Raw genomic sequence first — 22,412 nt, 5'->3', positions numbered from 1 at the left:
GACCGGCCGCGTTGTCGCCACATACGTTGCAGCGGAAAGGGAAAGCGCTTGCTGGGCTTGTCCGCGCGCGTCCGCCGTCCGGAGAGGTGCTGATCTCGCCCATGTCCCGTCCCACACCCCCACTCACCGGCCGGCGCATCAGGGCCGCCGTCATCGGCACCGGCGCCATCGGGCGCGGATCCCATCTGCCCGCCCTGGCGCAGCTCGCCGAGGAGGGCGAGACCGAGGTCGTCGCGGCCGTGGACATCGACGCGGACGCCGTCGAGGCGTTCTGCGCCGAGACCGGCATCCCGCACGCGTACACCGACCTGGACCGGATGCTCGAGGAACAGCGGCCCGACCTGGTCTGCGTCTGCACCCCGCCGACGCTGCACCGCGAGCAGACCGTGGCCGCGCTGCGCGCCGGGGCCTGGGTGTGGTGCGAGAAGCCGCCGGTGCCGACCCTCGCCGACTACGACGCCGTGGAGGCGGAGGAAGGCACCGAGGGCGGCCCGTACGCGTCGATCGTCTTCCAGCACCGTTTCGGCTCGGGCTCCCGGCACGTGCGCCGGCTGATCGCCGAACGGGCGATGGGGCGTCCGCTGGTGGCGCACTGCCAGACCACCTGGTACCGCGACACCGCGTACTACGCGGTGCCCTGGCGGGGCCGCTGGCACACCGAGGGCGGCGGGCCCGCCATGGGCCACGGCATCCACCAGATGGATCTGCTCCTCGACCTGCTCGGCCCATGGAGCGAGGTGCGTGCCATGGCCGGCCGGCTGGTCCACGACGTGGAGACCGAGGACGTCTCCACCGCGCTGGTCCGCTTCGAGAGCGGAGCGATGGCCACGATCGTCAACAGCGTCCTGAGCCCCGACGAGGTGAGCCGCATCCGCATCGACTGCGAGCGGGCCACCGTCGAGCTCACCCACCTCTACGGCCACAGCAACGCGAACTGGCGGGTCACCCCGGCCCGGGACGTGCCGGCCGCCGAGGCCGCCGCCTGGCAGGACTTCGGCGCCGACGTGCCCAGTTCGCACCTGGAGCAGCTGCGGGAGCTGGTCGCCAGCATGCGCGCGGGCCGACGGCCGCGCAGCAGCGGGGCGGACGGGCGCACCAGCCTGGAGCTGATCACCGCGCTGTACAAGTCGGCGTTCACGGACACCACGGTGCGGGCGGGTGAGATCGGGCCGGGCGACCCGTTCTACACGGCGATGCACGGGGGAGCGCCCGGCTGGGCGCCCGCCGTCGGGGAGGGGGTGCCCGCGTGACCCGTACGAGCCGACTGCGCCTCGTCCATGCCCACGGTGACCGCATCACCGTCACCGAGCCGGACACCGGCGTCGAGCTCCTCGCCTACGTGTACCGCCCGGAGGCCGCGTGGGAGTCGCCGAAGCCGTACCTCCACCCGGTGCGGACGCTGGCGGGTGACGTCGTCACCGACTACCGGCCGAACGACCACCGCTGGCACAAGGGCCTGCAGCTGACGGCCTCGCACCTGTCCGGCGCCAACCTGTGGGGCGGCAACTCCTACGTCCACGGCCAGGGGTACCTCGAACTCCCCGAGCGGGTCGGCTCGATGGCGCACGTCGCCTTCGACGAGGTCGCCACGCACGACGACCGCGTGGTCATCGCCGAGCGGCTGACCTGGCACCCGTACACCGGAGAACTGTGGGCGGAGGAGGAGCGCCGGATCGAGGTGCACGACGTCGACCCGGCCTCGGGTTCCTGGGCGCTGACCTGGACCAGCGCCATCACCAACCGGCGGGCCGAGCCGCTGCGCTTCGGCAGCCCGACGACCGCCGGTCGTGAGATGGCCGGGTACACGGGCCTGTTCTGGCGCGGCCCGCGGGCCTTCCGCGACGGCCGGATCATCGGTCCCGGGACCGATGGCCCCGGCCTGATGGGGGCCCAGGCGCCCTGGCTGGCCTTCTCCGGCGAACACGACGGCACCGACGGCCACGCGACGCTCGTCTTCGCGCACGCCCCCGAGAACGACCACCTCGGCGCCGAAGGGGCCCACCCCGCCCACTGGTTCGTGCGCAACGACCCGTTCGCCGCCGTCGCGCCCTCCTGGGCGTTCTTCGACGAGCTGGAACTCGCGCCCGATGACACGCTGCGCCGGCGCTACCGGGTCGTCGTGGCGGACGGGGCCTGGGAGCGGGCGGAGATCGCCGAGTACCTGGAGGCGCATCCGTGGTGAGCGGCGGGGAGTTCACGGGGCTGCCGGGCGGCGTGGCCGTCTCCCGGCTCTGCGTGTACGACTGGCCCGCTCCCGACGGCGTCCGGGGCGGAACTCCGCATCTGCACCTGGCCTGCTCGGAGGCGTACGTGGTCACCGGCGGGCGGGGCGCCGTGCAGACGCTCACGACATCCGGGTACGAGGTCACGCCTCTGGTGCCCGGAACGGTCGCCTGGTTCACGCCGGGCACCGTCCACCGGCTCGTCAACGAGGACGACCTGCGCATCACCGTCCTCATGCAGAACAGCGGGCTGCCCGAGGCGGGGGACGCGGTGCTGACGCTGCCTCCCCGGTACCTGACCGATCCCGAGGTCTACGCCGCCGCCACCGCCATCCCCGGCGACGCACCGGAGGAGGAACGGGAGCGGATCGCCCGCGCCCGGCGCGATCTCGCGCTGGAGGGGTACCGGGCGCTGCGCGAGGCCTCCGGCCCGGAGGCGCTGGCCGCCTTCCACCGGGCCGCCGCCGCGCTCGTACGGCCCCGGATCGCAGAGTGGCGCGAGCGCTGGCGGCACGGTGCGGCGGCCGCCGCGACGGCGACGGGGGAGCAGCTCGACCGGCTCGAGCGGGGGGACGCGGCGCACCTGGCCGGTGCCGTCGTGCGGGCCGAGCAGCCGGCGGAGTACGGGAAGTTCGGAATGTGCGGCCGGCTCGACGTGTACCCGGGAGCCGGCTGAGGAGACCGGCCCCGGCCGCTGCGCGCCGCCGGCGGAAGCCGCCTGACGACTCGTGAGGGCCCTCAGCGGGCGCGCAGGTGGTGCCGCTTGCGCCAGGCCACCACCGTGCCCACGAGCGCGGGTACGGTGATCAAGGCCATCGCGACCAGGAAGGCCGGCGAGGTCGGCGCCGAGGCGCGGGCGCCGGCGACGGCGTACGCGGCGGTGTTCGGGACCGAGCCGAGCGCCGTCGCCAGCAGGAACGGCAGCCAGCCCATACGGGAGACGGCGGCGCAGTAGTTCGCGGCCCAGAACGGCACGCCGGGGAAGAGCCGCGCCACCATCATCGACCGGAAGCCGTGGCGGCTGAGCTGCCCGTCGGCCGCCTTCAGCCAGCGGCCGCGCAGCAGCGGGCGCAGTGCGTCCTGACCGAGCAGCCGGCCCAGGCCGAAGGCGACCCCGGCGCCGAGCACGGTGCCCGTGAGCGCCGTTCCGAGACCCATCTGGGAGCCGAACAGGGCGCCCGCGGCCAGGTTCAGCAGTGGCCGCGGCACGAAGGCCACCGTGCACAGCCCGTACGCGGCCGCGAACACGGCCGCCGCGGCGGCCCCGCCGAGCTGCGGCGGCCAGCCGTTCGTGATCAGCCGCTGCGGTTCGAAGAGCAGCACGCAGGCCCCGGCGGCCGCGAGCAGCACCAGGAGCAGCGAGAGCCGCGACCACGGCGAGAGCAGCACCCGGGTGCAGCGGGCGCCCCAGCCGGACGGGGCCGTGGGCCGGACGGACAGAAGGGGCGGAACGGTCGCGGCCGTGGGGACGGCGATCGCGAGCTCCGAGGCGGCGGCCCGGGGAGAGGCCGTGGCGGTGCCCCCAGAGCGGTTGGTGGCATCGAGCATTCGGTGACATTAACCGACGAACACGTGTGATCGCCGTATGGAACCTGTCCGTTGCCCGCGATCCGGGGCCGGAAGGCACGCGGAAAACCATTCGACGTGCGACGAAGCGTCAGCCATGATCTGCGTCATGTTCCGGCACGCCTTCCTCGCAGCATCCGCGGTCGCGGATGCCCCGAAGGCTGCCGTCCCGATCTTCCTGGCCGCTGTCGACGGCGCCCGAAGCTGACCCTCTCCGGAAAGTCCGGCGGACCCCGCAGGGGGAGGGTCGGCGAGTCCTCGGGGTCCCCATCTCTCCTGGAACTCTTCTACGCAGAGGCTTCGAGGTACTCAGTCATGCCCAAGACGGCGTACGTACGCACCAAACCGCACCTGAACATCGGCACGATGGGTCATGTCGACCACGGCAAGACCACCCTGACCGCCGCCATCACCAAGGTGCTCGACGAGCGCGGCACCGGCACGTTCGTGCCCTTCGACCGCATCGACCGGGCCCCGGAGGAGGCCGCGCGCGGCATCACCATCAACATCGCCCACGTCGAGTACGAGACCGACACCCGGCACTACGCGCACGTGGACATGCCGGGCCATGCCGACTACGTCAAGAACATGGTCACCGGCGCCGCCCAGCTCGACGGGGCCATCCTCGTCGTCTCCGCGCTCGACGGGATCATGCCGCAGACCGCGGAACACGTGCTGCTCGCCCGGCAGGTGGGTGTCGACCACATCGTCGTCGCGCTCAACAAGGCCGACGCGGGTGACGAGGAGCTCACCGACCTGGTCGAGCTGGAGGTCCGCGACCTGCTCACCGCACACGGCTACGGCGGCGACACGGCCCCCGTCGTACGGGTCTCCGGCCTCGGGGCCCTGCGCGGCGAACCGCGCTGGACGGCGTCCGTCGAGGCGTTGCTCGACGCCGTGGACACGTACGTGCCCCTGCCGGAGCGGTACCTGGACGCGCCGTTCCTGCTGCCGGTGGAGAACGTGCTGACGATCACCGGGCGGGGGACCGTCGTCACGGGCGCGGTCGAGCGGGGCACGGTGCGGGTCGGCGACCGGGTCGAGGTGCTCGGCGCCTCCGTCGAGACGGTCGTCACCGGGCTGGAGACCTTCGGCAAGCCGATGGAGGAGGCCCAGGCCGGGGACAACGTGGCGCTGCTGCTGCGCGGGGTGCCACGGGACGCCGTCCGGCGGGGACACGTGGTGGCCGCGCCCGGGAGCGTCGTGCCCAGGCGTCGGTTCTCGGCGCAGGTCTACGTGCTCTCGACGCGGGAGGGCGGGCGCGCGACACCGCTCTCCACCGGCTACCGGCCGCAGTTCTACATCCGCACGGCGGACGTGGTGGGCGACGTGGACCTGGGGGAGGCGGCGGTGGCGCGGCCCGGGGACACGGTGGCCATGACCGTGGAGCTGGGCCGTGAGGTGCCGCTGGAGCCGGGGCTGGGCTTCGCGATCCGGGAGGGCGGCAGGACGGTCGGTGCGGGCACGGTGACCGCCGTGCACTAGGGGGTGTCTTGTGGATCAGGCTGGCCTAGGCCGACGGTGCCTTCCAGCCGACCCGAGCGGGGGCGATGGGGGTCCCCCCCCCCCCCCGCGCGAGGCTGTTCGAGCGTGGGGGAGCGTGCAGCTGCAAGGCGGAGGAGGGCGTCGACGCGATGGGGGTCCCCCCGCTCGAGCGCAGCCGAGAGTGGGGGAGTCGGGGACCGACGACAACGCCGGTGGGGGCCCCTCGCGCTCGAGCGAAGTCGAGAGTGGGGGAGTGCGTGCCAGACCCCGCGACCCCGGCATGATCCACAAGACACCCCTGGGCACAATGGGAAGGTGAACGACTCCATACCCGTCTCCCGGGTAACCGACCACGGCACCGCCAAGCTGATGCCGGACGTCGACCGGGAGCGGGCCTGGCTGCTCACGGTCGACGGGGCGCCGCAGTCGTACGTGGACCTGGACGCGCCGACGCATCTGGAGTTCGAGTACGCGCGGCGGCTCGGGTACGTCCTGGAGACCGTCGCCGAGCCGGGGCGACCGCTGGACGTGCTGCACCTCGGCGGCGGCGCGTTCACCCTGCCCCGGTACCTCGCGGCGACCCGGCCCGGGTGCCGGCAGGACGTCGTGGAGGCCGACCGGGGGCTGCTGGAGCTCGTCGTCGAGCACCTGCCGCTCCCGGACGGCGCCGGTATCGCACTGCACGCCGCGGACGCCCGCGCCTGGCTCGAGTCCGCCCCGGCCGGCTCGGCGGACGTGCTGATCGCCGACGTCTTCGGCGGCTCCCGGGTCCCGGCGCACCTCACCTCGCTCGCCTACGCCCGTGAGGCGGCCCGCGTGCTGCGCGCCGACGGGGTCTATCTCGCCAATCTCGCGGACGCCGCGCCGTTCGGCTTCCTCCGCTCCCAACTCGCCACCTTCGCGGCCGTCTTCGAGGAGCTGGCGCTGATAGCCGAGCCGGGTGTGCTGCGTGGCCGCCGGTTCGGCAACGCGGTCCTGGTCGCCGCGCACCGTCCCCTGGACACGGCCGCCCTGGCCCGCCGCACCGCCTCCGACGCCTTCCCGGCCCGGGTCGAGCACGGCCCGGGGCTGAGGGACTTCACGGGCGACGCCCGGCCCGTACGGGAGGAGGACGCCGTGCCGTCACCCGAGCCCCCCGACGGGACGTTCGGCATCGGCTGACCGGTACGGGGCCGGTGTCCTCACCCCGTGGGGTCACCGGACAGGCGCACGGTACTCATGATCTTCATGATGGTCTTGTCCGGGAGCTCTCCGCTGACGCCCGTGGCCCCGTAGAGGATCCAGGAGACGAAGTCCCCGGCGGAGTTCTTGAAACCGAAGCTGACGGCCTTGCCGTCGCTGGCGCACTTGGACTTGCCCTTCTGCGGGCTGTTGTGCGACCGGGCCCAGGCGTAGCTGCCCTCGATGCCCGAATCCGTCTTGAACTTCGTGGCCTTCTTGTCGAGGGTGAGGCTCTTCTTGTCGGGCTGGGTGTAACCGCCGTAGACCCACCAGCCCACGGCGTTGATCGCGGCTTCGTCGGTGTTCTTCGCGCCGTTGGCGCCCTTGGTGCCGGCCGCGCCCAGCTCCGTGTCGTCCGTGCGCCCGTCCTTGTCGTCGTCGGACGTGCACCACTTGGACTTGTACAGGGTCGTGCCCGTCATGAAGGCGATCGGCTTGCCCGTCTTGTGGTCCTCCATGCCGATGCCCTCGCCGGGGGGCTGGACCTCCCAGTCCGGCGGCACGTCGAAGGCGACGCCCCGTTTCGGATTGACCACGACCTTCCAGCCCGGGATCGTCGGCTTCTGCGTGTCCGCGCCGCGCGGATCGCCCTCCGAGCCGGACGCGGAGTCGCCCGGGTCCGTGGACGCCGACGCCGACCGGCTCGCATCGCCCTTCGCCGCACCGTCGTCGGTCTTGTCGTCCTTGCCGCCCAGCACCAGGAATCCGGTCACACTGGCGGCCACCACCACGGCCGCGGCGGCGACGACGGCGACGATCTTCGTGCGGTTGTCGCCCTTGCCTCCGCCCTGCGGCGGGGGCGGAGCACCCACGGGCGCGGGCGCGCCCCATTGCGGTTGCTGCCCATAGGGGTTGGCCTGCTGGTAGCCGGGCTGCTGGTAGGGATTCGGCTGCTGGTAACCCGGTTGCTGGTACGGGTTGTTCTGCGGGTTCTGCTCGCCCCCGGGCGGCTGCTGTCCTGGCCACATGGCACGTAACCCTAATGGGGTGCGGCACGGGCTCTGGCCAGGATCGGCTACTCGTGAGTAACATGCGGGCATGAGCGCAGACCAGATGTCGATCGGCGAGCTGCTGGCCGCAACGGTGCCGATGGTGCGGACGCTGAACCTCGAGTACCTCGAGACCACCCCGGAGCGGGCCGTGCTGTCCCTGCCGGACCAGAGCGAGTACCGCAACCACGTCGGCGGGCCGCACGCCGGGGCGATGTTCACCCTCGGCGAGTCCGCCAGTGGTGCCATCGTGCTCGCCGCCTTCGGCGACCAGCTCTCGCGGGCCGTACCGCTCCCGGTCACCGCCGAGATCGCGTTCAGGAAGATCGCCCTGGGCCCGGTCAGGGCCACCGCCACCCTCGGCCGCCCCGCCGCGGACGTGGTCGCCGAACTCGACGAGGGCAAGCGCCCGGAGTTCCCGGTGACCGTCGCCATCCAGCGGGAGGACGGTGCCGTCACGGGCGAGATGACGGTGGTGTGGACCCTGCGGCCGAGCGGCTGACCCTTCGTTCGACCGCGGACCCCGCGACCCGGCGGCGGACCCTTCGCTCGACCGCCCGTGCTCGACGGCGGACCCTTCGCTCGACCGCCCCGTGCTCGACGGCTGGCCCCGGGAACGCCCGGACCGCGTGCCGCCCTTCCCGGCGCGCCGCCCCGTCGCCCCCGAGCCCCGCGACGAACTCCTCGAGCCGGGCCGCGATCACGGGGCCGGGATCCGGCCGGTCGCAGGCCAGGCGGACCACCGTGCGCAGGTGGTCCGCCTTCCTCGTGCTGTGGCGCGGCCCGTCGAGGACGACCCCCTGCACCGCGCCGCCCGCGGCGGGCCCGCGTTCGCGCCCGACGGCTCTCCATCAGGCCGGTGACGCGCGCGGCGTCGCACTCGCCGGTGGGCTCGACGGCCGCGCGGCCGTACGGACGGACCGGCCCGGGTCCGGGGGTCACCACGAGGAGTGGGGGTTCGTGTCCGCGATGCGGTGGCGTCGGCACGAGAGCGCGCCGCGGGAGACGTGCGAGAAACCCGTGGGAACGGAGTGTCGGCGCGCATTCGAGGGGCACTCGTTGATGCTTCGGTAACCCCGGTATCGAAAACGGGTGTGGATACCAGCGGTAACTTCTGTTGATTTCCCGTCCCCTGAACGTAGGTCAGTCGAACTTCTTGTTTCCTGTCAGGCGTGTGTGCGAAGGTGAGCCTCCCGCGGGAGGGGTGCGGCCGGGCCCATGGAGGAAGGCCGATCCCCTAGGCAGCACGAAACAGGCACTGATTTCCGCAGGGCGCGCATTGCCCGTGCCGTCCTGCGGCCCGGAAGGAAAAGGTCCAGTGCAACCCCCTCACCCCCCACGTCCGCCGTACCCGCCGCGCCCCGGATCCTCCCCGGGGGATTCCGACCGGGACCTGGTCGCCCAGCTGCGCGGTCCGGGTGGGGACAGCCATCGAGCGGTCGCCCTGCTGCTGGCCCGGCACTGGCGTGCGACCTGCGACTACGCGGTCATCTGCCTGGCGTCCATGTCGAGTTCCGCCCAGCTGGTGGCCACCTCCGCCTTCAGCCGGGTGCTGGGCCGGCTGGCGAGCGGAGCGGTCGGCGGCGCACTGCGTCCTCAGCTCCTGGCGGCCGTACGGGAGACGGTCCGCAACTGGGCGGCCGACGACGTTATTCCCATAGTCCTGCCGGAACTGCGCAAGCCCACCGGTGGCCGTGGTCTACGCGCGGCGATGCCCGGCACTCCCGAAAGGCGCCAACTCGCGGAGCGTGCATTCCGGGCGCTTCCGGGAGCCTCTCAATGCCTTCTCTGGCACACCGAGGTCGAAGCCGAACCGATAAACATACCAGCCAGTCTGCTCGGGATGGACACCGCCACCGCCTCCGCCGCTCTGGTGCGCGCTCGCGCACAATTCCGGGTGGCCTGCGTACGGGTCCACCGGGAACTCGCGCCCACCAGGGAATGCCGCTTCTACAACCGTCTGCTCGAGATCCCCGTGCGCCGGGGCGGCGTGCTGCTGCCCGACGTGCAGCGGCATCTGGTGCGGTGCCGCTACTGCAGGCACGCCGCCGAGCAGCTCAGCCACTTCGAGGACGGCCTGGACGCGCTGCTCGCCGAGGCCGTGCTCGGCTGGGGTGCCCGCCGCTACCTCGACTCGCGCGCGGTGCGCGTTCCGGCCGAGGAGCGGCCGTCCGCGTCCCGGGCCGCCCACCCGGCGGCCGGTGGACGGCATCGCACCGTCTCCGAGGGCAGGCGCCGCAAAGCCCTGCTGATCGGCGTCGGCCTGACCGCCCTCGTGCTGGTCGTCACCTTGCTCGTGGCCAAGAACTGGTGCGACGACAGCGGCATCCCCCTTCCCCGCGCGACGTGGGGCGCCTCCGGCGGCGGCTCCACCCGCCCGGGCGCCGACGAGGAGGCACCCCCGGCGCCGGCCCCGGTTCCGTCCGCGGCGGCCGCGCCCGTCGGCCGGACGGCCAACGCCGCCCACGGTGTTCGGACGCCCCTCCTTACGCGTCCTGGGAGCGATGTGCCGCCCCCGACCACGGTGTCGGCATCCGGCCTACACGGCGGTCGCCGCCCGGGTGGGGTGTTACCGGCCGTTACTTCAAGGGTTTACTACAGCTTTCCCCGATAGGTGTTTACTCTCCGGCTCACGTTGTCGAGTGGTTTCCGGGGGTCGACGCTCCGATCGAGCCACGGGGCGGCGGACATGGGGATTTAACACAGTGCGGCCCGGCGGCCCGCCGTGTTGCGCAGGGGTGAGTGCCGGGTGAATCCCCACGGGCACTTTGACGGGCTTGCGGTGGTGTGGTGCGTACCGGGACGCAGCCCGTGCCGCCGTCCGGCCGAAGGGAATTGCTCGGATTTTCGGCTCTTGCGGTGAGTTCGGGCCGCTGGCCGGATCGGTTCGACGGCATGGGGAAAGCCCGCACCGATATTGACCGGCGAGTAAGGAGCTCGCTAGTTTCCGGGGGCCTCGCACAGGAGTTCCACGTCGCACAAGCCCCCCACCGTGCTGGTCCACCGAATTCTTCGGAGCATCATGACGTCTGCCGTGCGCGCCCTGGACCTGATCATCTGTGTCACCCCCTTCGGAGAACCCGATGCCAGGCTGGCCGCGGCGGCCTCCCGGGCCGGCGGCCTCGGCGTCCTGGACCTCGGTACCGGCGACCGGGAAGCACGTGAGGCGCTGGCACGCCTGAGACGCACGGCCCCCGGCCCGTACGGGGTGCGCGTGGCCGCGCACTGCCGGATGCGGCCCCAGGACCTGCTCGGACACGGCACCTCGGGCCCGGGGGAGAAGAGCACGGGCGGCCCCGACTCCGTGGTGCTGGCCGCGGGGGCGCCCTGGCAGATCGGCGAGATCACCGCCCGCCACCGCGTTCTGGTCGAGGTGACGGACCTGGCCGCAGCCCGCGACGCGGTGCGCGCCGGGGCGCACGGGCTGATCGCCCGAGGAGCGGAGAGCGGCGGTCGGGTCGGCAGCCTCAGTACCTTCGTGCTGCTGCAACAGCTGCTGGCGGAGCCGGACGTGGACGTGCCGGTGTGGGCATGCGGCGGCATCGGGCCGCGTACGGCGGCGGCCGCCGTGGCCGGCGGGGCGGCCGGAGTGGTGCTCGACAGCCAACTGGCCCTGCTGGCCGAGTCCGGGCTGCCCGAGGCGACGGCGGCGGCGCTGCGTTCCCTGGACGGCTCGGAGACCGTCGTGGTGGGCGGGCACCGGGTGCTTCGCCGCCGGGGCCCGGACGTGCCGCCCCTGCCGTCCGAGGATCCGGCGGCGGTCGCGGCCCTGCTCGGCGCCGGCGACCCGCGTCACCGGCTGCTGCCGGTCGGACAGGACGGCTTCCTGGCGGCCCGCTTCGCCGAGCGGTGGCGGGACGTCAAGGGCGTGGTCCGGGGAATGCGGGCGGCCGCTCGAGAAGCTCTGGTGGATCCCGGGCACTCGGCCCCCCTCCCCGGCACGCCCGCTGACAGCCGGCCCACGGCGACCACCGCCACCCCCGACCGCGCCCTCCTTCCCGGCTCTCCCATGTGCCGCGCCCTCGGCACCCGGCTGCCCATCGCGCAGGGGCCCATGACCCGGGTCAGTGACCAGCCGGGGTTCGCCGCGGCCGTGGCCGACGCGGGCGCGCTGCCGTTCCTGGCGCTGGCCCTCGCGAACGGCGAGCAGACCCGCACGATGCTGGTTCGGGCGCGGGCCGCGCTGGAGGGCCGGCCGTGGGGGGTGGGAATACTCGGGTTCGCGCCCGAAGAGATCAGGAACGCCCAGCTCGAAGCGGTACGGGAACTGCGGCCCAGTCATGCCGTCGTCGCCGGTGGCCGGCCCTCCCAGGCCGAGGCGCTGGAGCGGGCCGGGATCAGCACCTTCCTGCACGTGCCCTCGCCGGGCCTGCTCCGGCAGTTCCTGGACGCCGGGGCCCGCCGGTTCGTGTTCGAGGGCGCGGAGTGCGGCGGACACGTCGGGCCCCGGGCGAGTTTCCCGCTGTGGGAGGCCCAACTCGCCGTACTGGAGGACTTCCTGGCCGGCGCGGAGGAGGAGACCGCCCGGCGGATCGAGGTGTTCTTCGCGGGCGGCGTGCACGACGAGCGCTCGGCGGCCATGGTCGCCGCGCTCACCGCCCCGCTCACCGCCCGGGGCGCGGCGGTCGGCGTTCTCATGGGCACCGCCTACCTGTTCACGGCTGAGGCGGTCGAACACGGCGCGATCCAGCCCCTGTTCCAGCGGCAGGTCGTCGCGGCGACCACGACCGCCCTGCTGGAGACCGCCCCGGGACACGCCACCCGCTGCGTCCCCAGCCCCTTCACCCACGACTACCGTGACCGGGAAGCCGAGTTGCGTGCCCGGGGCGTGCCGGACCGGCGGATCTGGGAGGAGCTGGAACGGCTCAACGTCGGTCGGCTGCGCATCGCCAGCAAGGGCCTGGACCGGCCCGACGGCGGGGCACTCACCCCGGTCGACGAGCGACGCCAGCTCGCTGACGGCATGTTCATGGCCGGTGATGTGGTGGTCCTGCGCTCGGCGACCACCACGATCGACGCCCTGCACCGCTCGGTCACCTCGGACGCGGCCGGCTTCCTCGCCGGCCGCACCCGGGAGCTCACCGAGCGGCTCGGCGACCACCGGACCCCGCGACCGGCGGCGCCCCCGCCCCTCGACATCGCTGTCATCGGCATGGCCTGCATGTTCCCCGACGCCCCCGACGTGTCCGCCTTCTGGGCGAACGTCGTCGCCGGACACGACGCGGTCACCGAGGTCCCGCCCGAGCGCTGGGACCCCGCCGTCCACCACGAGGACGGCGCCACCACCTCCAAGTGGGGCGGCTTCCTGCCCCGCATCCCCTTCGACCCGCTGCGCTACGGCATCCCGCCCGCCTCCCTCGGCGGCATCGAGCCGGTCCAGCTGCTGTCCCTGGAGGCGGCCCGGCGCGCGCTGGAGGACGCCGGATACGGCGACACGGGACGGGACTTCGACCGCTCCCGCACCTCCGTCGTCTTCGGCGCAGAGGCGGGCAGCGACCTGTCCAACGCCGCCACGCTGCGCGCCGTACTGCCCTCGTACTACGGCAGCGTGCCGGACGGGCTGGAGGCCCAGCTGCCCCGGCTCACCGAGGACTCCTTCCCGGGCATGCTCGCCAACGTCATCTCCGGGCGGATCGCCAACCGCCTGGACCTCGGCGGGGCCAACTACACCGTCGACGCCGCCTGCGCCTCGTCGCTCGCCGCGGTCGACGTGGCCTGCAAGGAACTCGTCGCCGGCACCAGCGACGTCGTGCTGTGCGGGGGCGCCGACCTGCACAACGGCATCAACGACTACGTCCTGTTCTCCTCCGTGCACGCGCTCTCCCCGACCGGCCGCTCCCGCGCCTTCGACAGCTCCGCCGACGGCATCGCCCTCGGCGAGGGCGTGGCCTGCGTCGTCCTCAAACGGCTGGCCGACGCCGAACGCGACGGCGACCGGATCTACGGCGTCATCAAGGGGCTCGGCTCGTCCAGCGACGGCCGCTCCCTCGGCCTGACCGCACCCCGGCCGGAGGGGCAGCGGGCCGCGCTGGAAAGGGCGTACCGTAACGCCCGCGTCTCGCCCGCCGACGTCGGTCTCGTCGAGGCGCACGGCACCGGCACCGTGGTCGGCGACCGCACCGAACTCACCGTCCTCGGCGAAGTGTTCGCCACCGCCGGCGCCGCAGCGGGCGGCTGCTCGCTCGGGTCGGTCAAGTCGCAGATCGGGCACACCAAGTGCGCCGCCGGCCTCGCGGGCCTGATCAAGACGACCCTCGCCCTCCACACCGGGGTCAAGCCGCCCACCCTCCACCTGGAGCGGCCCAACCCGGCCTGGCAGGAGGGGGAGAGCCCCTTCGCCTTCCACACCCGGGCCCGGCCGTGGGCGGTTCCGCCGGCCGAACGCCTCGCCGGGGTCAGTGCGTTCGGCTTCGGCGGCACCAACTTCCACGTGGTCATCGCTGCCCACGGTGACGCCGCACCGCCCGAACAGGCGCTGGACACCTGGCCCGCCGAGCTGTTCCTGTTCCGGGGCCGGGACCTCGCGGCGGCCCACCGTGTGATCGGGGAACTGCTGACGGCGGCCGAGACCGAGGGCCGCCCCTGGCGGCTGCGCGACCTGGCACTGAGCGCGGCAAGGCGCGCGGACGCCTCCCCGGAGCCGGTGCGCGCGGCGATCGTGGCGCATGACGTCGACGGCCTGATCGGGCAGTTGCGCCGGGTGCTGGCCGGGGAGCACGACCCGGCCGCGGGCATTCACCTGGCACCGGAACCGGAGGCCGGCGCCGAGGGCGAGGTCGCCTTCCTCTTCCCCGGTCAGGGCAGCCAGCGCCCCGGCATGCTCGCCGAGGTGTTCCTCGCCTTCCCGGAGCTGCAGCGGTACCTGGAGGCGGCACCGGAGCTCGCCGAACGGATGTATCCGCCGGCCGCCTTCGACGAGGCCGGCCGCGCACGGCAACGGGCCGCGCTCACCGACACCCGGACCGCCCAGCCCGCCCTCGGCATCACCGGCCTCGCCGCGCACGCCCTGCTCACCTGGGCCGGAGTACGGCCCGACATGGCGGCCGGACACAGCTACGGCGAACTGGCCGCCCTCTGCGCGGCCGGTGCCCTCGACCCCGACACGCTCCTGGAACTCAGCACCGAGCGGGCGGCGGCGATCCTGGCCGCGGCGGGCGACGACCCCGGCACCATGGCCGCCGTCGCCGCCGGCCCGGAGGACGTCGAACGGGCCCTGCGCGCGGCCGGCGCACCTGCCACGGTCGTCGTCGCCAACCAGAACTCGCCCGAGCAGACGGTGATCTCAGGCCCGACACAGGATGTCGCCACCGCGGTAGGGCTGCTGCGCGCCGCCGGACTCACCGCCAAGGGCGTGCCGGTGGCCTGTGCCTTCCACAGCCCCCTGGTGGCCGGTGCGGGCGAGCGGTTCGCCAAGGTCCTGAAGGACAAGACCGTGCGCCCGCCCGAGTTCCCCGTGTGGTCCAACCGCACCGCCGCACCCTACGATCCGGACCCCGACGCGGTGCGCGCCGGCCTCGCCGCGCAGATCGGCGCGCCCGTCGCGTTCGTCCGGCAGATCGAGGCGATGTACGGGGCCGGGGCACGCGTCTTCGTGGAGGCGGGGCCCGGCACGGTCCTCACCCGACTGGTCCGGCAGATCCTCGGCGACCGTCCGCACCGCACCGTGGCCTGCGAACCGCGTGACGGAAGCGGCCTGCGGGGCTGGCTCGACGCGCTGGCCCAACTGGCCGTCGCGGGGCGGCCGGTGCGCACCGCCTGGCTCCTGAGGGGACGCGAGGCCGTCGACGCGGTCCGGACACCGGTGCCCCGGCGGCCCGGATGGACCGTCGACGGACACCTGGTCCGCACCGCCGCCGGAGACCTCCTCCCCGGTGCGCTCGCACCGGCCCGACGAGTCGTGGAGACCACTGTGACGACGAACCCCCCGCACGGCGCCCCGGCCGATCACGACGCGCTGATCTCCGAGTTCCTGCGCACCAGCCGGGAGATGATCGCCGCCCAGCGTGATGTGCTGCTGACCTACTTCGGCGGGGCACCGGGCACATCGGTCCCGGCTCCGGCGGCCCCCGTCGCGCCGCCGCGGACCCGGGCCGTGTCCGCCGAGCTCCCGCCGGGCGAGGCGGCGCCCGCCCAGCCGTCCGCGCCCGTTCCGGCCGTCGCGGACACCGGTGCCCCCGAGGGCGTCGACGTCCGACGCGTCGTCCTGGAGATCATCAGCGAGCGCACCGGCTACCCGGTCGACATGATCGAGCCCGATCTCGATCTGGAGGCGGACCTGAGCATCGACTCGATCAAACGGGCCGAGATCGCCGGTGAACTCGCCGCACGGCTCGGCATCGGAAGCGGCTCCGACCTGCAAGCCGCCCTCGACGACGCCGAGTTGGAGGAGTTGGCCAGGGCGCGGACGGCCGCGTCGGTCACCGAGTGGCTGGCGGCGCGGCTGATCGCCGCCGACGAGGCGACGGCGGGGGAGCCCACCGCGGCAGCCGTGCCCGAGACTGTCATGGACCTGACGATCACGGCAGAGCCAGACGAGGTCCCGCACGAGCCCTCGGAGACCACCCCGGAGATCACCGGCGAGGCTCCCAAAAGGTTCGAACTGCGCCCGGTGCCCCTGCCCCTGCCCGCCGGACCGCCGGATCCCGCGGCCGCGCTCACCGGGAAGCGCTTCGCCGTCCTCGGCGACGGCGCGGGAGCGGCCGGGCAGGTCGAGGCACGGCTCGCCGGGTACGGCGCCCAGGTGGTGACCGCGGGGCGGGAGCACCTGCTCACCGAGGCCGACGGCCCACTGGACGGCGTGCTGTATCTCGGCGCGCTGCCCGGAGCCGACGTGCCGGTCCTGCCGGACGCCCACCCCGTGCTCCGGGCCGCCCTGGCGCTGCGCCCCCGCCGGCTGCTGGCCGCCCGGTCCACCGACGCCGGCGCCCTCCCCGCGGCCGGGCTGTACGGCCTGTTCCGCACCATCGCCCGCGAGTACCCGGAGACCGTCGCGCGGGTCGTCGGCCTCGACGACACCGCCCCTTCCGCCGTCGCCGACGCCCTGCTCACCGAACTGCTCGCGCCGTCGTCCGAACACGAACCCGTCGTCCTGCGCACGGCCGGGGGCCGGCACGGCATGGAACTCGTCGAGGCGCCCCTCGGACCGCTCGGCACCACCGGTGCCGGCCCGGCAGGCGACGGCGCCGCGGAGGCCGCCGCGCTCGGCCTGGACCGGGACTCCGTGGTGCTGCTGGTGGGCGGCGCCCGCGGGATCACCGCCAGGTTCGCGGCCACGCTCGCCGCGGCCTGCCGCTGCCGCATCGAACTCGTCGGCAGGACCCCCGCCCCCGCCGGACCCGAGGACCCCCGGACCGCCTCCGCGCGCACCCCGGCCGGGCTGCGCGCGGCGCTCGCCACCCGAGCGGACGGATCGGCCGGGCCCGCGGAGATCAACCGCGCCGCCGGACTGATCCTCGCGCAACGGGAGATCACCGCGACGCTCGCCGAACTCACCGCGCTCGGCAGCGAGGCGCGATACCGGTCGGTGGACTTCCGTGACCGGGACGCGGCACTCCAGGCGGTCAAGGAGATCCACGCCGAGCACGGCCGGCTGGACGGGGTCGTGTTCGCCGCCGGGGTGATCGAGGACCGGCTGATCGCCGAGAAGACCACCGAATCCTTCCAGCGGGTGTACGGCACCAAGACCACCGGGGCCGCCACCCTGCTGGCCGCCTTGGAGGAACTCCCCACCGGCCCGCGCTTCGCCGTGCTGTTCGGCAGCGTCTCCGCCGTCCTCGGCAACCGGGGCCAGGCCGACTACGCGGCCGCCAACGACGCCCTGGAGGAGCTCGGCGCCGACTGGTCCGCCCGCACCGGCCACCGCGCGCTGACCGTGCACTGGGGGCCCTGGGCGCCCACCGGCGGGCACACCGGCATGGTGAGCCCGGAACTCGGCCGGGAGTTCACCCGGCGGGGTGTGAAGCTCATCGACCCCGAGGAGGGCACCGCGGCCCTGCTGCGGGAACTGGCCTGGGGCGACGAGTCGGCCCGCGCGGTCGTCTACACCGCCTCGGCCTGGTGACATGACCGGCCGCGATGTGATGAGCCGTCAGACAGCGGTGGCGATCGTGGGGATGGCGGTCCTGCTGCCCGGGGCCGCCGGCCTCGACGCCTACTGGCGCAACCTGCGCGACGGCGTGGACGCGATCGCCGACGTGCCCGAGGGCCGCTGGGACGCCGACTACTACCGGCCCTCGGCCGCGACCGGGCCCGCCGCGGCCGACCAGGTGTACTGCCGCCGGGGCGGGTTCGTGGACGGCCTCGCCGAGGTGGAGGTCACCCGGTTCGGCATCATGCCCGCCTCGGTGGCGGGCACCGAGCCCGACCAGTTGATCGCCCTGCACGTGGCCGCCGCCGCGATCGCCGACGCGGGCGGTGACGACCGGCTGCCCGAACGGCACCGTGTCGGTGTCGTCCTCGGCCGGGGCGGCTACCTCACCCCCGGCCTGGTCCGGCTCGACCAGCGGGTCCGCACGGCGGGACAGCTCGTACGCACCCTGGGCGAGCTGCTGCCCGACCTCACGCCGGAGCAACTCGGCCGCGTCCGGGCGGCGTTCACCGAACGCCTGGGCCCCGACAGCCCCGAGAACGCGATCGGCCTGGTGCCCAACCTGGCGGCCTCCCGCATCGCCAACCGGCTCGATCTGCGCGGCCCCGCCTACACCGTGGACGCGGCCTGCGCCTCCTCGCTCGTCGCCGTCGACCAGGCCGTCGGCGAACTCGCCGCGGGGCGCTGCGACCTGATGCTGGCCGGGGGAGTGCACCACTGCCACGACATCACCCTCTGGAGCGTCTTCTCCCAGTTGCGCGCCCTGTCCCCGAGCCAGCGCATCCGCCCCTTCCACCGGCACGCCGACGGCATCCTCATCGGCGAGGGCACGGGAGTGGTCGTCCTCAAGCGACTGTCCGACGCGGAGCGCGACGGCGATCGCGTGTACGCGGTGATCCGCGGCACGGGCGTGGCCAGCGACGGCCGTACGTCCGGTCTCGTCAACCCCGACCCGGGCGGCCAGAGCCACGCCGTACGCCAGGCCTGGCGTGCCGCCGGCCTCGATCCGGCCGTCCCCGGCGCGGTCGGCCTGCTGGAGGCGCACGGCACCGCGACCCCGGCCGGGGACACCGCCGAACTGGCGACGCTGGCCGAGGTGTTCGGCCCCGGAGATCCCGGCGACCCGTACGGCGACGAACGCGCCGTGCTCGGCTCGGTGAAGTCGATGATCGGCCACACCATGCCGGCCGCCGGGGTGGCGGGCCTGGTCAAGGCCGCCCTCGCCGTCCACCACGCCACGCTCCTGCCCACCCTGCACTGCGACGACCCGCACCCCGCCCTCGCCCGCACCCGCTTCCGCCCGCTGGAGAAGGCGGTCCCCTGGGAGACGACCCCGGACCGTCCGGTGCGCCGGGCGGCCGTGAACGCCTTCGGCTTCGGCGGCATCAACGCCCACGTGGTGCTGGAGGAGGCACCTGCCGGGCGAGCGACGGCGTCCGCCGCGGACGGCACCTTCCGTGCCCCCGGCCGCGCCCCGGCCCGTGCGGGCGCCGCCGACTCCGCGAAGGTCACGGGCGGGCGCCCGCCGACCCCCGTCCGCGTCACCGAACCGGAGCGCGTCCTCCTGCTCGCCGCCGACCGTCCGGCAGGGCTGGCCGCGCTCCTCGCCGCCGACGACTCCGCCGTCCTCGGTTCCGGGCTGGACGTCGCCCGTCCACACCCGGAGGCCGGGCCCGCGCGGCTCGGCATCGTCGATCCCACCGCCAGGCGGCTCGCGCTCGCCCGGCGGGCGGTCGGCAAGGGCAGGGCCTGGCAGGGCCGCAGCGACGTCTGGTTCCGGCCCGGGCCGCTCCTCGGACCCGGGCAGGGAAAGCTGGTCTTCGTCTTCCCCGGTCTGGAAGCCGAGTTCACGCCCCGCGTCGACGACGTCGCCGCGCACTTCGGCCTGCCCGGGCTCCCCGGGGCCACCGCCGAGGAGCCGCGGGTCGATGACGTGGGACGGCACGGTGCCGGTGTCGTCGGCGCGGGACGGCTCCTCGACGCGGCGCTGCGCCGGATGGGCGTGGTCCCGGACGCCGTCGCCGGGCACAGCGTCGGCGAGTGGACCGCGATGGCGGTGGCCGGGCTGTACTCGGGTGCCGACGTGGACGCGTTCATGGCCGGGTTCGACCCGGACACGGTCAGCGTCCCGGGCCTGGCCTTCGCCGCCGTCGGCGCGCCGGCCGAGCAGGTCGTCGCCGCCCTCGCCGGAGGCTGGGCGGACGCGGGCATCGTGCTCTCCCACGACAACGCGCCCGGCCAGTCGATGGTGTGCGGCCCGGACACGGCGGTCGGTGACTTCGTACGGGCCTTCCGCGCCCGGGGCGTGCTGTGCCAGGTGCTGCCGTTCCGGTCCGGATTCCACACGCCGATGCTCGAGCCCTACCTGTCGCCCATCGAGGAGGCCGCCGCCCGGTTCCGGCTGCACCCGCCCACCGTCCCCGTCTGGTCGGGGACGACGGCCGCACCGTTCCCCGAGGGCGAGACGGCCGTACGCGAACTCTTCGTCCGGCACCTGCTGGAACCCGTCCGCTTCCGCCTGCTCGTGGAGGCCCTGTACGACGCCGGGCACCGCGCCTTCGTCCAGGCCGGCCCCGGACAACTCGCCTCCCTCATCGACGACACCCTCGGCGACCGGGACCACCTGGCCGTCGCCGCCAACTCGCCGCACCGAACGGGTCTCGCCCAACTCCGCCGCGTCGCCACGGCGTTGTGGACGGCGGGAGCCCGGGTGGAACCGGCACTGCCCAAGCCGCACGCCCCGGCGCCGGCTTCCGCGGGGGCACCCCCTTCCGCCCCGGCCTCCGCGCCCACCGCCCGGCCGCAGCGTCCGCCGGTCCGGCTCGACCTGGGGGGCGCGCTGGTGTCGCTCGACGGCCCGGCCCTCACCGCGCTGCGGGCGGAGCTGCGCGCCGCGCCCGCTGCGGACGAGACCCCGGCCCACGACGGCCCCGCCGCCCTGACCTCCCCGCTGGACACCCTCGCCGCACGCTTCCCGGCCGCCGCCGAACTGAGCGCGCTGCTGCGCGACACCGCGCACACGGCCGCCGAGCTCATCACGGCGGACGGACGCAGGCCCCCGGCCGCACCCCCGCGCACCGGCAGCGGCCCGGGGACCGCCGGCGGCACCCGCGAGGCGGCCGACCCGTCCGCCCGGCGGCCCCCGGCCACGGCGACCCCGTCCGCCCGGCGGCCCCCGGCCACGGCGACCCCGTCCGCCCGGCGGCCCCCGGCCACGGCGACTCCGTCCGCCCGGCGGCCCCCGGCCACGGCGACTCCGGCCACCCGTCAGACGACCGTCCACGTCTCGCCGGACACCATGCCCCACCTCCTCGACCACTGCTTCTTCCCGCAGCGTCCCGGATGGCCGGACCTGGCCGACCGCTGGCCGGTCGTGCCGGCGACCACGATCGTGCAGCACATGATGGACGCGGCGGAGCAGGCGGCACCCGGGATGCGGGCGGTCGCCGTGCACGGGGCCCGCTTCGACCGGTGGCTCACCGCCACCCCGCCCGTCGACGTCCAGGTCACCGTCACCAGGGCTCCCGACGACCCCGACCGCCTCGCCGTCTCCTTCGGCCCGACGGCCCGAGCCGTGGTCGAACTCGCCGCCCGCCACACCGCACCGCCCGAAGCGGGCACGGCTCCGCTCATTCCGGAAGGCACCCCGGAACGCACCCCCGACCACAGCGCCGACCAGATCTACCGGGAGCGCTGGATGTTCCACGGGCCGGCGTTCCAGGGGGTCACCGAACTCACCGGCATCGGCGACGAACACGTGCGCGGCGTCATCACCACGCCCACCGCCCCCGGCGCCCTGCTCGACAACGTGGGCCAGATCCTCGGCTACTGGATCATGGCCACCAGGACCGAGCGGACCGTCGTGTTCCCCGTGCAGATACGGCACATGCTCTTCCACGGACCCGGTCCGGCCCCCGGCACCCGGGTCGAGTGCCTGGTACGGATCACCTCGCTCACCGACACCGTCCTCGAGGCGGACGTCGAACTCACCGTCGCCGGGCGGGTGTGGGCCCGGCTGACCGGCTGGCAGGACCGCCGCTTCGACAACGACCCGCAGACCCGCCCGGTCGAGCGCTTCCCCGAGCGCAACACCCTCTCCGAACCCCGGGCGGGCGGCTGGTCGCTGCTGCACGAGAGGTGGCCGGACCTCGCGTCCCGCGAGCTGATCATGCGGAACTCCCTGGGCGGCCCGGAGCGCGCGCGGTACGCCGAGCACGCGCCGCGCGGCCGCAGGCAGTGGCTGCTCGGGCGGATCGCGGTCAAGGACGCCGTACGGCGGTGGTTGTGGGAGCAGGGCGAGGGACCGGTCTACCCGGCCGAGATCCAGGTGCACAACGACGACCTCGGCCGCCCGTACGTCACCGGCGTGCACGGACGCGTCCTGCCCCCGCTGGACGTGTCCCTGGCCCACCGTGCCGAGGCGGGCGTGGCGATCGTGCGCCCGCACACGCCCGGCCCGGGACCCGGCATCGACATCGAAGAGGTCACCGAACGCGCCCCGTCGGCCGTCGCCGCGGCTCTCGGCGCCGAGGAACTCCGGCTGCTGCGTGCCCTGTCCGCGGCGGGGGACGCCGCGCTCTGGTTCACCCGGTTCTGGGCCGCGAAGGAGGCCGTGGCGAAGGCGGAGGGCACCGGATTCGGCGGTCGCCCCCGGGACTTCGCCGTCTTCCACGCGGCACCGGCCGGGGACCGGCTGCTGGTCTCAGGACGCCTTGAACGCGTGTACACGGTGCACTGCGCACCGGTCCGCAACCCGCCCGCACTGCCGCCGAGGGACTACGTCGTGGCCTGGACGACGGGCCCGGCGGGCGACGACGAAGAGGAGCAGGAGCGATGAATCCC

The 22,412-nt window shown here is 74.4% G+C and carries 11 protein-coding genes; 9 read left to right on the top strand and 2 right to left on the bottom strand.

The features are described 5' to 3' along the window. The first annotated feature begins 101 nt into the window (after nucleotides 1-101). Genes ACWC21_RS15635 through ACWC21_RS15625 form a run of 3 tightly spaced genes read left to right on the top strand, consistent with a single transcriptional unit; the run spans nucleotide 102 to nucleotide 2,898 of the window. The gene (locus ACWC21_RS15635; protein ID WP_450881978.1) at nucleotides 102-1,250 is read left to right on the top strand and encodes a Gfo/Idh/MocA family protein; all 1,149 of its coding nucleotides are present in this window, start codon (nucleotides 102-104) and stop codon (nucleotides 1,248-1,250) included. Then, entirely contained in the window at nucleotides 1,247-2,182 is a 936-nt protein-coding gene (locus ACWC21_RS15630) for a DUF6807 domain-containing protein (RefSeq protein WP_450881976.1), read from the top strand. Before ACWC21_RS15635 ends, ACWC21_RS15630 begins: the two co-directional genes overlap by 4 nt. Then, nucleotides 2,176-2,898, top strand: a complete 723-nt coding sequence (locus ACWC21_RS15625; RefSeq protein ID WP_450881974.1) for a cupin — start codon at nucleotides 2,176-2,178, stop codon at nucleotides 2,896-2,898. Before ACWC21_RS15630 ends, ACWC21_RS15625 begins: the two co-directional genes overlap by 7 nt. Before the next feature lie 62 nt (nucleotides 2,899-2,960). Here ACWC21_RS15625 and ACWC21_RS15620 read toward each other — a convergent pair whose 3' ends face one another. Further along, nucleotides 2,961-3,770 (bottom strand): TVP38/TMEM64 family protein, encoded by an 810-nt coding sequence (locus ACWC21_RS15620; protein ID WP_450881972.1) that lies wholly within the window; start codon nucleotides 3,768-3,770, stop codon nucleotides 2,961-2,963. A gap of 333 nt (nucleotides 3,771-4,103) precedes the next feature. On the opposite strand from ACWC21_RS15620, the gene tuf reads away from it, so the two are divergent. Continuing rightward, nucleotides 4,104-5,273 (top strand): elongation factor Tu, encoded by a 1,170-nt coding sequence (tuf, locus tag ACWC21_RS15615; RefSeq protein WP_450881970.1) that lies wholly within the window; start codon nucleotides 4,104-4,106, stop codon nucleotides 5,271-5,273. A gap of 315 nt (nucleotides 5,274-5,588) precedes the next feature. Further along, on the top strand, nucleotides 5,589-6,434 hold the full coding sequence (locus ACWC21_RS15610; RefSeq protein WP_450881968.1) for a spermidine synthase: 846 nt from the start codon (nucleotides 5,589-5,591) through the stop codon (nucleotides 6,432-6,434). A gap of 20 nt (nucleotides 6,435-6,454) precedes the next feature. On the opposite strand, the gene ACWC21_RS15605 is transcribed toward ACWC21_RS15610, so the two are convergent. Then, nucleotides 6,455-7,462, bottom strand: coding sequence for a hypothetical protein (locus tag ACWC21_RS15605; RefSeq protein ID WP_450881966.1), 1,008 nt, complete (start codon nucleotides 7,460-7,462; stop codon nucleotides 6,455-6,457). Between the two features lie 85 nt (nucleotides 7,463-7,547). Here ACWC21_RS15605 and ACWC21_RS15600 point away from each other — a divergent pair, with 85 nt between their 5' ends. The 4 genes from ACWC21_RS15600 to ACWC21_RS15585 all read left to right on the top strand — a co-directional run bounded on the left by ACWC21_RS15600 (nucleotide 7,548) and on the right by ACWC21_RS15585 (nucleotide 22,407). Next, nucleotides 7,548-7,985, top strand: coding sequence for a DUF4442 domain-containing protein (locus ACWC21_RS15600; protein WP_450882078.1), 438 nt, complete (start codon nucleotides 7,548-7,550; stop codon nucleotides 7,983-7,985). An 816-nt stretch (nucleotides 7,986-8,801) separates the two neighbouring features. Continuing rightward, entirely contained in the window at nucleotides 8,802-10,097 is a 1,296-nt protein-coding gene (locus tag ACWC21_RS15595; protein WP_450881964.1) for a hypothetical protein, read from the top strand. A 408-nt stretch (nucleotides 10,098-10,505) separates the two neighbouring features. After that, the gene (locus ACWC21_RS15590; protein ID WP_450881962.1) at nucleotides 10,506-17,543 is read left to right on the top strand and encodes an SDR family NAD(P)-dependent oxidoreductase; all 7,038 of its coding nucleotides are present in this window, start codon (nucleotides 10,506-10,508) and stop codon (nucleotides 17,541-17,543) included. A 1-nt stretch (nucleotide 17,544) separates the two neighbouring features. Continuing rightward, complete coding sequence (locus ACWC21_RS15585) at nucleotides 17,545-22,407, top strand: beta-ketoacyl synthase N-terminal-like domain-containing protein (protein WP_450881960.1); 4,863 nt, start codon at nucleotides 17,545-17,547, stop codon at nucleotides 22,405-22,407. Nucleotides 22,408-22,412: the final 5 nt, after the last annotated feature.

It is taken from the genome of Streptomyces sp. NPDC001348, assembly GCF_053597535.1.
Note: the sequence above shows the minus strand (reverse complement) of the source record. Positions and strands in the feature narration are given on the sequence as shown.

Bases quoted from the DNA above. Each gene is read 5' to 3' on its own strand.
- ACWC21_RS15605 (WP_450881966.1), bottom strand. From the start codon at position 7,462: ATGTGGCCAGGACAGCAGCCGCCCGGGGGCGAGCAGAACCCGCAGAAC.
- ACWC21_RS15590 (WP_450881962.1), top strand. From the start codon at position 10,506: ATGACGTCTGCCGTGCGCGCCCTGGACCTGATCATCTGTGTCACCCCC.
- ACWC21_RS15600 (WP_450882078.1), top strand. From the start codon at position 7,548: ATGTCGATCGGCGAGCTGCTGGCCGCAACGGTGCCGATGGTGCGGACG.
- tuf (WP_450881970.1), top strand. From the start codon at position 4,104: ATGCCCAAGACGGCGTACGTACGCACCAAACCGCACCTGAACATCGGC.
- ACWC21_RS15585 (WP_450881960.1), top strand. From the start codon at position 17,545: ATGACCGGCCGCGATGTGATGAGCCGTCAGACAGCGGTGGCGATCGTG.
- ACWC21_RS15620 (WP_450881972.1), bottom strand. From the start codon at position 3,770: ATGCTCGATGCCACCAACCGCTCTGGGGGCACCGCCACGGCCTCTCCC.
- ACWC21_RS15635 (WP_450881978.1), top strand. From the start codon at position 102: ATGTCCCGTCCCACACCCCCACTCACCGGCCGGCGCATCAGGGCCGCC.